Genomic DNA, 14,225 nt, shown 5'->3' on the forward strand with positions numbered 1-14,225 from the left:
TCATTTGCTTTTAAAGCATTTTATTGCCTAATTGCGATGCAAAAGTAGCAGGCTTTTTCGAATTATGCAAGCAAGACTTCTAAATAAAGTTCTATTTTTTTGTTTTTTTTATTTGGGCCTAAGTCAATTTGTTCATAGCCAAATAGATAGAAAGCAAATTCATTTAGCCGATTCTCTGTTTAAATCCAATCGTCTCTTGGAAGCCGAACAGATTTACCTGCGTAACCTGAATCCAAATTTCTCCGAATTCGAAAACATCCAATTCAAATTGGCCTACATCGCCAAAGTGAAAAACGATTGGCTTTCGGAATTATACCGACTCTCCAGCCTACATGCCAAACAAAATACGCCAATTATTGCCAACCGGCTGGCGGAAATAGGAGAGAAGCAACACATCGAAGGCTATTCCATCTCGTTCATCGATCAAGTCGAATGGCTCTATTTCTCCTTCTTCCCATACCTCATGGGCTTGCTTATCCTCTTTGGCCTATATGCAGTCGTGATTCTATTCCGTAAATTCCTTCGAAAAAGGCGTATTTTGAAATCCCAACTCGCTTTTGTGGCTGCTTATCTATTATTTCTGGTCTTGTTCACCAACCTGCCCGCATTGCTTCGTTTTGGTATCGTTACCCAAGAAAAGGCCTATGTGCGCGATTATGCCTCCTCGGCCGCACCCGTGAAAGAAATCCTCAAAAAAGGGAATCGAATAAATTATTGGTACACCCAAGATCAATGGGTAGCTTGTATTGTCGGCGGTAAAATGGGATACATCAAGGCGAGTGATTACATGCCCATCAATTAAAGATGCAATAGCTCAAAACTCAAATCCAAGAGAATATCACGATCCGATTCCGCCGCTCCCAGAATTCCCTTGAACTTCAAATCAGCATTTTTTATGGCCTCCAACATGCGAACGACCTTCGCTAAAGGGTAATTGTTTTTGGCCAATTGATAATCCCGAACAAAATAAGGATTTACCCCAATGTGTCTTGCTAATTCCCCTTCATTTAAGGAACCCGAATCATGAACCATCAATACCTTAGAAAAAGTACCAAATAAAGTCGCCAATAAAATCGGTAAGGGATTTTGCTTCGTATTATCGGCCAAATAAAAGGCAATTTTCTGCGCCTTGGCCACATTACGCTGCATCAAGGCGGATTGGTATTCGAAAATATTGTATTCCCGACTAATCCCCACGTATTTTTCCACCTCCTCCGGACCAATCTCAGCACCGGCCGGGCAATTGACGACTAATTTATCCGCCTCATGCGCCATGCGCTGCAGGTCGGTCCCCACATAGGATACCATCAATTCCAAGGAAGCCTGTTGGATCCCCAATTTGTGTTGGGCCAAATAATCCTTCAACCAAGGGCCCACTTGCCCTTCTTTCACCTTTTTTGAACAAACCACAACCCCGGTTTTATCCAAAAGCGTCAGAATCTTAGCCTTTTCATTCACTAAGTTCTTGATGGTAAACACGAGTAGGGTAGACTCCGTCGGCCGCGCACAATAATCCTCCCAAGCCTTCATGTCTTCATTCCCTTTGGCTTCTTTTCCTTTGGCCAAAGCCTCCAAAAAACTCGCCTCTTTAACAATAATGACCTGTTTTTCAGCCATCATCGGATACCGCCGCGCATAGGAAATCAGGGAACCCATCGTCTGATCCTTCCCAAACAAGACAAACTGATTAAAGCTCTTTTCAGAATCCGTCAAAACCTCATTCTCAAACGCATCGCATACCTGATCTATAAAAAATGGCTCATCCCCATGTAAAATGTAGATAGGGGCTAATTTTTTAGCTTTGATGTCTTTGAGTACGTCTTGGATGGATTTTTGCATGGGATTCAGTCACTAGTCACAAAGATATATAGAAGTTAAGAACTAAGAGTTAAGAAATTAGAATTAATCAGAATCAAAAAAATAATCACTACAATAACTCTTAGTTCTTAATTCTTACCTCTTATCTCTAAACTCTAACCTCTTTTCCCTATCTTTACCCCTCAAATCAAAACACCCTTTCATGCAAATAGCACCCAATTCCGTTGTTTTCATATCCTATGAATTAGCATTCCCGGATGAAAACGGCCAACCGGATGTCGTTGAAATCGTCGATGAAAACGAACCGATGGTATTTATTCATGGGCTAAGTGGCCTTCCAGAAGCTTTTGAAGCTAATTTGTTAGGACTTAAAGCCGGTGACAGCTTCGATTTCAAAATCGCAGCAGAGGACGCTTACGGCAACGTGGACCCAAATGCCATCATCTCATTACCGAAATCCATCTTTGAAGTCGAGGGGCAAAAGGCTGATGATATTTTGAAAGTAGGTAACTACATTCCGATGTCCGACGACCAAGGTAATCGCATGCAAGGCATGGTGGTATCCATCGGTGACGATCATGTCATGATGGATTTCAATCACCCATTGGCAGAAAAAGAATTAATATTTACAGGAAAAGTAATCAAAATAAGAGAGGCAACCGCCGACGAAATCGCACACGGTCACGTGCATGGCGAAGGTGGGGTGCACCACTAGTCAACTAAGAGTTAAGAACTAAGAGTTAAGAACTAAGAGTTAAGAACTAAGAGTTAAGAACTAAGAACTAAGAACTAAGAGTTAAGAACTAAGAGTTAATAGTTGATTTTTGATTAAAAGATCTCTTAGTTCTTAGTTCTTAACTCTCAACTACCAAGATATGAAGCCCTCTTTCGACTCAATCTACATGGATTTGGCTCAAAGCCTAGCGCTACGTTCGCATTGCACGCGTGCGCAGGTGGGAGCGGTGTTGACCAAAGATACCCGCATCATTTCGATCGGATATAACGGTCCGCCACAAGGAACGCATAATTGCGATGAGGATTTTCACGAGGAGGGAGGCTGCCCAAGAGATTCCAAAGGTTCTTGTTCCTTAGCGCTTCACGCTGAACAAAATGCCATTTTATATGCATCCAAAAACGGTGCATCCATTGAAGGTTCGACCATCTATGTGACACTTTCACCATGCATTTCATGTGCCAGAATCATCTACAGCATGAAAATCAAACGGGTGATTTATTTGAATAGCTACGCGGCCTACAAAGGTATTGCCTCCGACGAAGGCGTCGATTTCCTGCGAAAATTCGGGGTAGAGGTTTTGGCCTACAAAGACCTTTTGTAGAGACGCGATACCTCGCGTCTTTTATCAACACCTTGTAGAGACGCGATACTTCGCGTCTTTTAACAACACCTTGTAGAGACGCGATACTTCGCGTCTTTTATCAACACCTTGTAGAGACGCGATACTTCGCGTCTTTTATCAACACCCTGTAGAGACGCGATACCTCGCGTCTTTTATCAACACCTTGTAGAGACGCGATACCTCGCGTCTTTAAATAACACCTTGTAGAGACGCGATACTTCGCGTCTTTTATCAACACCTTGTAGAGACGCGATACCTCGCGTCTTTAAATAACACCTTGTAGAGACGCGATACTTCGCGTCTTTTAACAACACCTTGTAGAGACGCGATACCTCGCGTCTTTTAACAACACCTGTAGAGACGCGATACCTCGCGTCTTTTAACAACACCTGTAGAGACGCGATACCTCGCGTCTTTTAACAACACCTGTAGAGACGCGATACCTCGCGTCTTTAACTAAAAAAACAGACGCGAAGTATCGCGTCTCTACAGTCATTGACAAAAAAAAGACCTTGCTCTCGCAAAGTCTTTTTTTGTAGCGGGGAGCAGAATCGAACTGCCGACCTTTGGGTTATGAATCCAACGCTCTAACCATCTGAGCTACCCCGCCGAAATATGGTGCAAAGGTAATTGAAAGGAGCTACTAACACAAATATTTTGTGAATAGTTATTAAATTTGTGTCAGATTTGCGATTCATCTGAATTCGTTTACCTTTGTTTATAGGGAGATAAGGACGAATACTTTTTCTCCCCAAATTAAACCCCAATAGGATTATGGCAAACACAAGCTATGAATTCGAGTATGAGTTAAAAGCCTCGCCTAAAGTACTTTATCCGTATTTAAGCACCGCGTCTGGACTGCAACAATGGTTTGCGGACAAGGTGACGGTGGTGGCCCAACAAGGTTTTAATTTTTATTGGGACAACGAAAACCATCCCGCAACCATCGTTCATAATAAATCGAATAAAAGCTTCAAACTTGACTTTCCCAAAGCCGGACAAGCTGCTTTGAGTGCTTGCATTGAATTCAAATTAGATGTCAGTGAATTAAGTAACACGACCTATTTAGTCATTACCGATTCTGCCTCTACATTCAAGTCGGCCGACGACGCCCAAGAACTGTGGGATTATTTAACCGATAAACTCAAAGAGATCGTAGGGAGTTAGTATGCGTAAAATTGACAAACTCGTACTGAATGCCTTCTGGGGCCCTTTTGTCCTGACTACGCTCGTTGTCATATTCATCTTTTTATTGCGTTTGGTCTTGTTCTATTTCGCCGATTTATTCGGAAAAGACCTCGGTGTAAGTGTGTATATCGAACTCTTCTTCTACTTCTCACTGATTACTCTACCGCTTGCATTACCCTTGTCCGTGCTTCTATCATCCCTAATGACCTTCGGGAAATTGGGTGAAAACTTCGAATTAACCGCATTGAAAAGCGCCGGAGTTTCGATTTTTCGAATCTTTAGACCCATTTTAGTGGTTGCCGTACTCCTGTCAGGCTTCATGTTTTGGTTTAATAACGTTGCCATGCCTTGGGCCAACCTCAAAGGCTGGGGACTTCTATATGATATAAAAACCACCAAAACCACTTTAAATATCAAGGAAGGTATCTTTTATTCCGATCTCCCCGGATATTCAATTAAGGTGGCTAAGAAATACGCCGATAACAAAACCCTCAAGTCTTTAATCATCTACGATCATACACACAATGATGGGAACCGCCACGTCACCTTGGCCGACTCGGGATTGATGTACACGATGTTTGGGAAGAAATACCTCGTCTTTGAATTGTTTAACGGGAAAGATTACGTGGATGATGCCGACCGCGGTAGTAACCTCGATGCCACCGATTTAGCAGTCCATAACTTCAAGAGAAGCAAAATCGTGATGTCTCTGGATGCCTTTGATTTGCACAAAACCGAAGAATCGCAATTCGCGCACTATGAAATCATGCGCAATAGCAATCAGTTGCAGGCCGACGAAGATTCGCTCATTCACACGATGCGAATCATGAAAACCGGGTTTATTCGTTCCATTGGGCCCAATTTCTTGTATTTCCACAAACCTATTAACCAATCCATTAAAGTGCTTAAAAATCTCAAATGGGTTGACGAAAGACTAAAAAAAGGCTTGGCCAATAAACCCACCCGTGACCCCATGGACATCGCGATCCAACAGGTTCAAAACATGCAGACCTTTGCCCAAAGTAACCTGACATCCCTGGAAACGCGTCAAGACAAACTAAAAACGACTCGACTGGAATGGCATAAAAAGTTTACGACCTCGCTCGCAATCCTCGTCATGTTCTTGATTGGAGCCCCCTTGGGAGCAATTATTAAAAAAGGGGGATTCGGAATTCCGGTGGTTGTAGCAGTATCCTTCTTTATATTGATGTACATATTGACCCAACAAGGCGATAAAATGGCCAAGGAAGGGAAGGTGCTTGTAGAAATTGGTGCTTGGATATCCAATGGTGTCCTGAGTATCATCGGAATGTATTTCTTGAAGATCGCCTTAAACGACTCCCGTCTGTTCGAATCTGACTTTTACCTCGTGCTTTGGGAGCGTTTCAAAACCTGGAAAAACCGCCGAGAGAAATATTCGAGCTAAGCGTTTGCGCATTCCGACAATTCTGTGTACTTTTGCGAATTAATTTTTCAAACTTAATAAACTGGTAAAAGATGTATTTGTCACCCGAAGTAAAACAAGAGATTTTCGAATCAAAAGGGAAAGCAAAGTCAAAAATCGATACTGGTTCTGCTGAGTCGCAAATTGCGTTATTCACTTTCAGAATCAATCATTTGACTGAGCACCTAAAGAAAAACAAGAAAGACCACAGCACACGCTTAGGACTTTTGAAATTAGTAGGTAAGCGTCGTCGTTTACTCGATTACTTAACTCGTACTGATATCACACGTTACCGTGCGATCATCGCTGAATTAGGTATTCGTAAATAAATACAAGCAGGGTTCCTTTCATTTAGGAGCCCTGTTTTATTTCCTTTTACCCCGTTTGAATTCATCAAACAAACATTCTACTCACGCAAGGTTGCGTGAAAATTTATTCCAAAACGTATGTCATTTAACATCATTACAAAGCATATTTCGATGCCTGATGGCAAGGAAATCCAAATTGAGACTGGCAAGTTAGCCAAGCAAGCGGATGGATCTGTCGTTGTGAAGTCTGGAAATATGATGCTGCTCGCTACCGTTGTAGCAAACAAAGAGGCCAAAGAAGGTGTAGATTTCCTTCCTTTATCAGTTGACTATCAAGAAAAATTTGCGTCCAATGGACGTATTCCAGGATCTTTCTTAAAAAGAGAGGCGCGCCTTTCGGATTATGAAATCCTTATCTCTCGTTTGGTGGACCGTGCTTTGCGTCCAACATTCCCAGACGATTACCATGCGGATGTACAAGTGTTGATCAATTTAATCTCGGCAGATGCAGAGGTTTTACCAGATGCTTTTGTAGGCCTAGCGGCTGCAGCGGCTTTGGCAGTATCAGACATTCCATTCAATGGCCCTATCTCTGAAGTTCGCGTTGCGAAAATCAACGGTGAATATAAAGTAAACCCAAGCGTAAGCGAATTAGCTGGCGCATCCCTTGAATTAATCGTTGCAGCTAACGCAAACGATATTTTAATGGTGGAAGGTGAAGGTGATGAAGTTTCGGAAACAGAAATGTTAGAAGCTTTACGCATTGCTCACGATGCGATCAAATTACAATGTCAAGCTTTAAATGAATTAACCGTTGCTTGTGGTAAAACCGAGAAGCGTGTTTATTCTCACGAAACACACGACGAAGAACTTCGTGCTGAATTGTGGAAAAACTACTACGACAAATACTTAACCGTAGCAAAACAAGCGAATCCTAAGAAAGACGAGCGTAAAGCCGCTTTCAAAGCAATTGTTGATGAATTCATCGCATCTCTTCCGGAAGATCATACGGTAAACATTTCTTTAGCGAAGGTTTACTTGCACGATATCGAGAAAGAAGCTGCTCGTCAATTGGTATTGCAAGAGCGTTACCGTTTGGACGGCCGTAAATTGAACGAAATCCGTCAAATCACTTGTGAGGTAGATTATTTACCTACTCCACACGGTTCTTCGGTATTTACACGTGGAGAGACTCAATCCTTGACAACGGTTACCTTAGGGACGAAGATGGATGAGCAGATCATCGACCAACCGATGACACAAGGGTACAATAAATTCATGTTACACTACAACTTCCCTGGTTTTTCTACCGGTGAAGTGAAGCCAAACCGTGGCGTAGGTCGCCGCGAGGTGGGTCATGGTAACTTGGCTATGCGTGCCATCAAGAAGGTATTGCCTCCCATGGAGCAATTCCCTTATACATTACGCGTGGTTTCAGACATTCTTGAATCCAATGGTTCTTCGTCCATGGCAACCGTTTGTGCGGGTACATTAGCCTTGATGGATGCCGGCGTTCAAATCAAAGCACCTGTTTCAGGTATCGCGATGGGCTTGATCTCGGATTCAAAAACTGGAAAATACGCCGTATTATCCGATATCTTAGGAGATGAAGATCACCTAGGCGATATGGACTTTAAAGTGACGGGTACAGAAAATGGTATCACGGCTTGTCAAATGGACATTAAAGTTCAAGGATTATCGTACGAAGTTTTGGCAGAAGCTTTAACACAAGCGAAAGAAGGTCGTTTACACATCTTGAACGAGATGAAGAAAGCAATGCCTGCAGTTCGTGAGGACTTTAAGCCACAAACACCACGTGCAACAGTTATCAAGATCATGAAAGACCAAATCGGTGCGGTAATCGGACCAGGTGGTAAAGTCGTTCAAGATATCCAAAAACAATCAGGTGCTACAGTAACCATCGAAGAAAAAGAAGATGGTGGATACGTAAGCATCTTCTCAGCGAATGGCGAGGCCATGGCTCAAGCTGTTCGTATGGTGAAAAACATCGTAACCGTTCCGGAAGTAGGAGAGGTTTACGAAGGAAAAGTGAAGAATATCCAAGCTTTCGGTGCATTCGTTGAATTCCTACCAGGAAAAGACGGCTTATTGCACATCTCTGAAATCTCATGGGATCGTATCGATACGATGGACGGAGTTTTCAAAGAAGGAGACAAAGTGAAGGTTAAGTTGGTCGAAGTAGACAAGAAAACGGGCAAATTCCGTTTATCTGCTAAAGTTCTTCTACCAAAGCCTGAGGCTCCAGCCAAAGCGGAATAATTTTATCATTAAATGGGCAAAAGTTAAACCTTTTGCCCATTCAATCTGTTTAAGATCCTATGAGACAGCTAAAAATTAGCAAACAAATTACCAACAGGGAGAGTCAATCACTTGACAAATACCTGCAGGAAATCGGTAAAGTCGATTTATTAACGCCGGATGAAGAGGTTATCCTCGCTCAAAAAATCCGTGACGGGGATCAATTGTCATTAGAGCGTTTAACGAAGGCCAACTTGCGTTTCGTTGTTTCCGTTGCGAAACAATACCAAAACCAAGGATTGAGCTTAGGTGATTTAATTAACGAAGGAAACTTAGGTTTGATTAAAGCAGCCCAACGTTTCGATGAGACACGTGGATTTAAGTTCATTTCTTATGCCGTTTGGTGGATTCGTCAATCGATCCTTCAGGCATTGGCTGAACAATCACGTATCGTACGTTTACCCTTAAACCGTGTCGGTTCTTTGAATAAAATCTCAAAAACCTTCTCGGAATTAGAACAAAAATTCGAGCGTGAGCCATCACCAGAAGAATTAGCCGAAGTTTTGGAAATTTCGACGGGTGAGGTTGTTGATACCTTGAAAATCTCAGGTCGTCACGTATCCATGGATGCACCATTCGTTCAAGGGGAAGAAAATTCCTTGTTAGACGTATTGGAAAACGATTCGGAAGATAAACCAGACTCAGGTTTGATCAACGATTCCCTACGCAGAGAAGTTCAACGCGCTTTATCTACATTAACCCAACGCGAAGCTGACGTCGTGACGCTTTACTTTGGCTTAAATGGAGAGCATGCGATGACCCTCGAGGAAATCGGCGAGAAATTCAACTTAACGCGTGAGCGTGTACGTCAAATCAAAGAGAAGGCTATTCGCAGACTCCGTCATACGTCACGTAGTAAAGCCTTGAAAACATATCTTGGATAATTTAAAAGCCTCTCACGAGGCTTTTTTTTGCTATGGCCTACCCAGCAGGACTTGTCGATTTGATTGATGATTTATACCAACAAGGTGTAAATGAGGCGGTTATATGCCCAGGTTCTCGAAATGCCCCAATCATGTTGGCACTAAAGCGCCACGGCGGCTTTACCTGTTATTCCATCGCGGATGAGCGTTCCGCAGGATTTTTCGGTCTAGGTTTAGCGCTCAAATCCAAGAAACCCGTCATCCTGTGCTGTACTTCAGGTTCAGCCGGTTTAAACTTCGCACCCGCGGTGGTAGAAGCCTTCTTTCAGGAAGTACCTTTAATCGTATTAACGGCCGACCGACCCGCAGAATGGATCGGACAATGGGACGGACAAACGATCTATCAAAATGAGCTTTACGGTAAACACGTCAAGCATTTTGAGTCTTTTCAGGCCTTTCAAGCTCATCAATTAGTCGAAAAGTCACTCGAATTCCCGCAAGGACCCGTTCACATGAACATTCCGATAGCAGAGCCCTTTTATCCGGTAAAGGGTGAGGAGCTGCCTGCGCGTACCACGGAATTTGCAATAACTTCTGAGCAAAAATCCTATTCTTGGGATTCGTCCGTTTTCGCCCATACGGAAAATCAAAAATGGCTGATTACGGTAGGGCAAAGACCCCAAAATAGGGCAGAGAATGCATTATTTGAAACATTAGCACAAAAAGGCATCCCCATAATTGGCGATGCAACGGCTAATTTACCTGCCGCCTGTGAGGTCAATCACGATGTTTTATTGGCCAATGAAAGTCTTTGGCCTAATATTCGTGCAGATTTTCACGTGCATTTTGGAAAATCCTTTGTTTCGAAACGCATTAAGCAATTTATGCGCCAACAAAAACCCGCATTTTCCTACCTCGTTCATCCCAATCCCATCGAGCGACCTGATCCATTCATGTCACTAACCAATGTGATTCATGCCGATTCGCTTGAGGTATTGGAAGAATTGAATCGATTAGAAATACCTGATAATCAGTCGTTTACAAGTGAGTTAGATGGAATTAAATTTAAGCAATTTGCCTATTTCAAATCCCCAGCGTGGAATGAATTACATATCTACAATCGCCTGATTCAGCAGATTGATACATCAGATGCTGAAATTCATGTGGGAAATTCACTGGCCATCCGCTACATCAACTGGACGGAGTCGAAGTTGCACCACACCGAAGTTTTCTCGAATCGAGGAACCAGTGGCATCGACGGTTGCTTAAGCACGGCAGTAGGAGCAAGTCAATCCACGGAAAAACTTTGTATTGCACTCGTAGGCGATGTTTCCTTTCAGTACGATCGGAATGCACTCTGGAATAACTATTTAAGAGATAATCTGCGCATCATCGTGATGAACAATGCCGGAGGGGCGATATTTAAGGTATTGGATGGTGCCAAAGACCTACCCGAATTGGATGAATTTATGGTTACTCAGCAGCCATTTACGGCGGAAAATACGGCAAAGGATGCCGGATTAAGCTATTTAAAGGCCACAAATTGGAATGAATTGGAATCTTGCCTAGCTCAATTTTTAAGTAAAAGTTCAAGAGGAATCATTCTGGAGATAATGACAGATTCGACAGAGAATACGACAGCCCTCCAACACTACATGGCCTTATTCAAGCATTGATTTCTGCTGAACGCGCTCCCAGTTTTTCACATACAAAGGGTTTTTGGAATCGATAGCCAAGGCCTCTTGAATGTATTTTTTGGCTAAATCCCAATGCATACGTCGGATCTCCAAATAACCTAAGTTGTTGTAAATCAAATCCTTAAACTTACCAGTTGCCAAGGCCTTCCGAAACATCTTTTCCGCTAAATCCAATTGATCTAATTCTTGGTAAACAACACCTTGGTTAATCATTGTCTCCACGGCATTCTTATCCAAAGCTAATGCACGATCATAGGATGCCAAGGATTCATTCCACAAGCTCTTTTGCATCTGAATATTACCTTGCAATGACCAATTCGCAGCGGAGTCCGGGAAATTCTTGACTAAAAGTTGCGCCGATGCATAGGCTTCATCAACGCGCTCTAGAGTCTGAAGCATTTCCGCCTTTTTATAAAGTGCGGGAGCAAAGGCGGGATCTTGGTCAATGGCTTTGTTGAAATCGGCGAGCGCCTCATCATTTTGTTCAAGTACTTGGTAAACTAAGCCACGATTATAATAGGCGTCAGGGAATTGTTCTTGCTTTTGAACAGCTTCCGTATACCATTTGATACTCTCGTGGTACTCTTTTTCCTTGTATTTAGCATTTCCGCGCAGGAAAAAATTAGTAGCCTCCTGTTTATCCCCGTCCGAGTTACAGGCAACAAAAAGAACAGACAATAAGAGCACGAGATACCTCAATTTCATTTTAATATTTATCTTTGTGGCTCAAATTTAATTAAAAAAAGATGGCATACGCAGAAATGTTGACCGACAAAGGGTTAATGAAAATCGAATTTTATACAGAGGACGCACCGATTCACGTGAAAAACTTCATTGATTTAGCGGAGAAGGGCTTTTACGATGGATTAACTTTCCACCGTGTGATTCCTGATTTCGTGATTCAAGGAGGTTGCCCAGATGGAACAGGGGCAGGAGGTCCAGGATACACCATTCCATGCGAATTAACGGGAAATCATCAGTTTCATGATCGTGGCGTATTATCGATGGCACACCGTGGACCGAATACAGGTGGATCACAATTCTTCATCTGCCACTCACGCAATAACACGGCACACTTAGACCGTAGACATACTTGCTTCGGTAAAGTAGTCGAAGGCTTGGATGTGATCGATCAAGTTCGTGAAGGAGATGTGATTCAAAGCGTGAAAATCATCCACGACTAATGCATTTTATCAAAGAAATACCGCACGAAAAGATGCGTATCTCATTATTTGAATGGAATTCCAAATACATTCTCAAATTCGAGACACCGCAATTAGAGCAGAGTTATAAATTTTCTGTGCTGGACTTTTCGGGCCAAAAAGAAATAGAGGAGCTGGCAACCAGCTCCTCCTTTCAAACATTCGTTATTTCAACCTTTCAGCAAATGTATGCTGAAATGGGTAAACAGCTTAATTAAGCGATAACCACTTTTTTCGGAGTTTCATTTGCGCCTCCGTAGGACTCGCAACCGATTGAATTTCAAAAGCCTTCAAAGGCGTTTGCTCCAGCTTTAACTCAAAGCTACGCTCCAAACCATCCCGTTTTATTAGGAATTGTAATTGATCACCTACTTTTTTGTCGGCCATCAACTTATCCAATCCCGCAAAATTCGCTTGATTGACCGAAACGATTTCATCCCCCACATTCAATCCGGCGATGAAAGCAGGTCCATTTTTATAAATTGACGTAACGCGGTTAGATGCGGCTGAAAAACCCGCATAAGGAATTGATTTTCCTTGGTTAGCATCTGTCCAAGTGTACCCGAATTTACTGAATAAACCCGCATAATCGGGAGTCTTCACGCCATAAATGTGATCTTTAAAGAATCCGGCAGCCGAAGTACCTGCCACGCTTGTAAAAGCAGTTTCAAGTTCTGCATCCGTAAAGCCACGGCCTTGTTTCAAGTAATAGTTTTGGTACAACAAACGGAAAACATCATCTAAGCATTTTGAACCATTTGTTTTTTCGATGATCCACATATTTAAGACACCACCTAAAAGCGAACCCTTGTCGTAATAGGAAACGGTTGAATTACGTGAATTTTCATTCGGGCGATAGTATTTAATCCAAGCGTCCCAACTCGCTGAAGCGGCTGATTCTACTTGATTGCCGGGTGTATTTTCCACCGCAGAAATTTCTTTACCCAATTCGCTCACATAAACATCTACAGGCACCATTCCTGTGCGAAGATTAATCAAATCGGCGTAGTAGGAGGTAATTCCCTCAGAGAACCAGAGGTTATGAGTATAATTCTCGTTCTCATAATCGAAAGGTCCCAAAGCCATCGGACGAATACGCTTCACATTCCAGAGGTGGAAATATTCATGCGCCAACAAGTTCAATACGCCTTGGTATCCACTCACTGTTTCATAGGAAGAACGAGAAACCGAACAAGTAGTAGAATATAGGTGTTCTAAGCCGCCAGTACCACGTTGAATGTTGTGAATGATAAATAGGTAATGATCGCAAGGATGTTGGCCAACTACGTTTTGCGCCGTTTGGGCCATTTTCGTCACATCGGCAATGAATTTCACGGAATCAACTTTCGTTTGTCCGAAAAAGGCAATTTGATGAGGAATGTTATTGACTTTGAAACTCCATACTTGGTGATTTCCAATTTCAATGGGTGAATCGATTAACTCATCAAGATCTTTGGCGATGTAATTGAATCCACCCACATTCTTCAATGCGGTAGAAACCTTTTTGAAGTCTTTATGTGGTACAATGCTCAATTCCTGAGGCATTTTGGCAAATTTATCTACATACAATAAAACGCTGGCTGGATTGATGTAACCGTGCACATCATCTAAAAATGAGGTACGAACAGATAATTCATAGGCATATACTTGATAATGTACCTCGACCGATTTAAGTCCAGGAGGCAAGTTAATTCGCCAGGTGTTTTTCGAAGTTTTCGAGATAGGAAGGGATTGACTTCCTGATTTTACAGAAACTTGCTCAACATTTTTGGCAAATTCGCGGATTAAATAGGAGCCAGGCGTCCAAGCTGCCATTTTCAAATCGATGTAGGGTGTCTTTTCTTTGGAAACATCCAAGGTTGTGGTAACATCAAAATAATGTGACTGAGGATTCGGCATTTGGATAAGGTGCTTAATCGGTGCCGCTGTCAGATTAAAACCGAGGAACAAAAGGCCCAAGAGACCTAATTTCTTCAAATTCATAGGTTTACGTTTTAGTGAGATGAAATAGAAAGAATAAAATTAAAA

Annotated in this window: 14 protein-coding genes and 1 tRNA gene; 11 read left to right on the forward strand and 4 right to left on the reverse strand. The window is 42.5% G+C overall.

The features are described 5' to 3' along the window. Nucleotides 1-196 precede the first annotated feature (196 nt). Nucleotides 197-802, forward strand: coding sequence for a hypothetical protein (locus tag ACMH5P_RS02720; RefSeq protein WP_459492777.1), 606 nt, complete (start codon nucleotides 197-199; stop codon nucleotides 800-802). Here ACMH5P_RS02720 and holA read toward each other — a convergent pair. Continuing rightward, nucleotides 799-1,839, reverse strand: a complete 1,041-nt coding sequence (gene holA, locus ACMH5P_RS02725) for a DNA polymerase III subunit delta (RefSeq protein WP_459492778.1) — start codon at nucleotides 1,837-1,839, stop codon at nucleotides 799-801. The two genes, ACMH5P_RS02720 and holA, sit on opposite strands and share 4 nt — an antisense overlap. Before the next feature lie 181 nt (nucleotides 1,840-2,020). On the opposite strand from holA, the gene ACMH5P_RS02730 reads away from it, so the two are divergent. Together ACMH5P_RS02730 and ACMH5P_RS02735 are read left to right on the forward strand one after the other, a co-directional pair. After that, on the forward strand, nucleotides 2,021-2,533 hold the full coding sequence (locus ACMH5P_RS02730) for an FKBP-type peptidyl-prolyl cis-trans isomerase (RefSeq protein WP_459492779.1): 513 nt from the start codon (nucleotides 2,021-2,023) through the stop codon (nucleotides 2,531-2,533). Nucleotides 2,534-2,693: 160 nt separating this feature from the next. Beyond that, nucleotides 2,694-3,155, forward strand: coding sequence for a deoxycytidylate deaminase (locus ACMH5P_RS02735; protein WP_459492780.1), 462 nt, complete (start codon nucleotides 2,694-2,696; stop codon nucleotides 3,153-3,155). A 557-nt stretch (nucleotides 3,156-3,712) separates the two neighbouring features. Here ACMH5P_RS02735 and ACMH5P_RS02740 read toward each other — a convergent pair. Next, a tRNA-Met gene (locus ACMH5P_RS02740) sits at nucleotides 3,713-3,786 on the reverse strand. Nucleotides 3,787-3,950: 164 nt separating this feature from the next. On the opposite strand from ACMH5P_RS02740, the gene ACMH5P_RS02745 reads away from it, so the two are divergent. The 6 genes from ACMH5P_RS02745 to menD all read left to right on the forward strand — a co-directional run bounded on the left by ACMH5P_RS02745 (nucleotide 3,951) and on the right by menD (nucleotide 10,974). Next, nucleotides 3,951-4,343 (forward strand): START-like domain-containing protein, encoded by a 393-nt coding sequence (locus ACMH5P_RS02745; RefSeq protein ID WP_459492781.1) that lies wholly within the window; start codon nucleotides 3,951-3,953, stop codon nucleotides 4,341-4,343. A 1-nt stretch (nucleotide 4,344) separates the two neighbouring features. Further along, nucleotides 4,345-5,790: an LptF/LptG family permease gene (locus tag ACMH5P_RS02750; RefSeq protein WP_459492782.1), complete on the forward strand. Its 1,446-nt coding sequence runs from the start codon at nucleotides 4,345-4,347 to the stop codon at nucleotides 5,788-5,790. A gap of 71 nt (nucleotides 5,791-5,861) precedes the next feature. After that, nucleotides 5,862-6,137, forward strand: a complete 276-nt coding sequence (rpsO, locus tag ACMH5P_RS02755) for a 30S ribosomal protein S15 (RefSeq protein WP_459492783.1) — start codon at nucleotides 5,862-5,864, stop codon at nucleotides 6,135-6,137. 117 nt (nucleotides 6,138-6,254) lie between these two features. Then, entirely contained in the window at nucleotides 6,255-8,396 is a 2,142-nt protein-coding gene (gene pnp / locus ACMH5P_RS02760; RefSeq protein WP_459492784.1) for a polyribonucleotide nucleotidyltransferase, read from the forward strand. A 59-nt stretch (nucleotides 8,397-8,455) separates the two neighbouring features. Then, complete coding sequence (locus ACMH5P_RS02765; RefSeq protein ID WP_109323139.1) at nucleotides 8,456-9,319, forward strand: sigma-70 family RNA polymerase sigma factor; 864 nt, start codon at nucleotides 8,456-8,458, stop codon at nucleotides 9,317-9,319. A 32-nt stretch (nucleotides 9,320-9,351) separates the two neighbouring features. Beyond that, nucleotides 9,352-10,974 carry a 2-succinyl-5-enolpyruvyl-6-hydroxy-3-cyclohexene-1-carboxylic-acid synthase gene (gene menD / locus ACMH5P_RS02770; RefSeq protein ID WP_459492785.1) on the forward strand — a complete coding sequence of 541 codons (1,623 nt, stop codon included), beginning with the start codon at nucleotides 9,352-9,354 and terminating at the stop codon, nucleotides 10,972-10,974. Here the strand turns inward: menD and ACMH5P_RS02775 are convergent. Continuing rightward, nucleotides 10,960-11,700 (reverse strand): tetratricopeptide repeat protein, encoded by a 741-nt coding sequence (locus ACMH5P_RS02775; protein WP_459492786.1) that lies wholly within the window; start codon nucleotides 11,698-11,700, stop codon nucleotides 10,960-10,962. The two genes, menD and ACMH5P_RS02775, sit on opposite strands and share 15 nt — an antisense overlap. 41 nt (nucleotides 11,701-11,741) lie before the next feature. Between ACMH5P_RS02775 and ACMH5P_RS02780 the strand changes: the two genes are divergently transcribed. Both ACMH5P_RS02780 and ACMH5P_RS02785 read left to right on the forward strand, forming a co-directional pair. Further along, entirely contained in the window at nucleotides 11,742-12,179 is a 438-nt protein-coding gene (locus tag ACMH5P_RS02780) for a peptidylprolyl isomerase (protein WP_459492787.1), read from the forward strand. Continuing rightward, nucleotides 12,179-12,415 (forward strand): hypothetical protein, encoded by a 237-nt coding sequence (locus ACMH5P_RS02785; protein ID WP_459492788.1) that lies wholly within the window; start codon nucleotides 12,179-12,181, stop codon nucleotides 12,413-12,415. Before ACMH5P_RS02780 ends, ACMH5P_RS02785 begins: the two co-directional genes overlap by 1 nt. Here the strand turns inward: ACMH5P_RS02785 and ACMH5P_RS02790 are convergent. Beyond that, nucleotides 12,408-14,180: a M61 family metallopeptidase gene (locus ACMH5P_RS02790; protein WP_459492789.1), complete on the reverse strand. Its 1,773-nt coding sequence runs from the start codon at nucleotides 14,178-14,180 to the stop codon at nucleotides 12,408-12,410. The genes ACMH5P_RS02785 and ACMH5P_RS02790 overlap by 8 nt on opposite strands. Between the last annotated feature and the right edge of the window lie 45 nt (nucleotides 14,181-14,225).

The sequence above is a fragment of the Aquirufa sp. 5-AUSEE-100C1 genome, from assembly GCF_054558655.1.

What these genes read in the sequence shown, in the direction of transcription:
- ACMH5P_RS02780 (WP_459492787.1), top strand. Translation starts at nt 11,742, where the DNA reads ATGGCATACGCAGAAATGTTGACCGACAAAGGGTTAATGAAAATCGAA.
- pnp (WP_459492784.1), top strand. Translation starts at nt 6,255, where the DNA reads ATGTCATTTAACATCATTACAAAGCATATTTCGATGCCTGATGGCAAG.
- ACMH5P_RS02745 (WP_459492781.1), top strand. Translation starts at nt 3,951, where the DNA reads ATGGCAAACACAAGCTATGAATTCGAGTATGAGTTAAAAGCCTCGCCT.
- menD (WP_459492785.1), top strand. Translation starts at nt 9,352, where the DNA reads ATGGCCTACCCAGCAGGACTTGTCGATTTGATTGATGATTTATACCAA.
- ACMH5P_RS02735 (WP_459492780.1), top strand. Translation starts at nt 2,694, where the DNA reads ATGAAGCCCTCTTTCGACTCAATCTACATGGATTTGGCTCAAAGCCTA.
- ACMH5P_RS02785 (WP_459492788.1), top strand. Translation starts at nt 12,179, where the DNA reads ATGCATTTTATCAAAGAAATACCGCACGAAAAGATGCGTATCTCATTA.
- rpsO (WP_459492783.1), top strand. Translation starts at nt 5,862, where the DNA reads ATGTATTTGTCACCCGAAGTAAAACAAGAGATTTTCGAATCAAAAGGG.
- holA (WP_459492778.1), bottom strand. Translation starts at nt 1,839, where the DNA reads ATGCAAAAATCCATCCAAGACGTACTCAAAGACATCAAAGCTAAAAAA.
- ACMH5P_RS02765 (WP_109323139.1), top strand. Translation starts at nt 8,456, where the DNA reads ATGAGACAGCTAAAAATTAGCAAACAAATTACCAACAGGGAGAGTCAA.
- ACMH5P_RS02775 (WP_459492786.1), bottom strand. Translation starts at nt 11,700, where the DNA reads ATGAAATTGAGGTATCTCGTGCTCTTATTGTCTGTTCTTTTTGTTGCC.
- ACMH5P_RS02730 (WP_459492779.1), top strand. Translation starts at nt 2,021, where the DNA reads ATGCAAATAGCACCCAATTCCGTTGTTTTCATATCCTATGAATTAGCA.
- ACMH5P_RS02750 (WP_459492782.1), top strand. Translation starts at nt 4,345, where the DNA reads ATGCGTAAAATTGACAAACTCGTACTGAATGCCTTCTGGGGCCCTTTT.
- ACMH5P_RS02790 (WP_459492789.1), bottom strand. Translation starts at nt 14,180, where the DNA reads ATGAATTTGAAGAAATTAGGTCTCTTGGGCCTTTTGTTCCTCGGTTTT.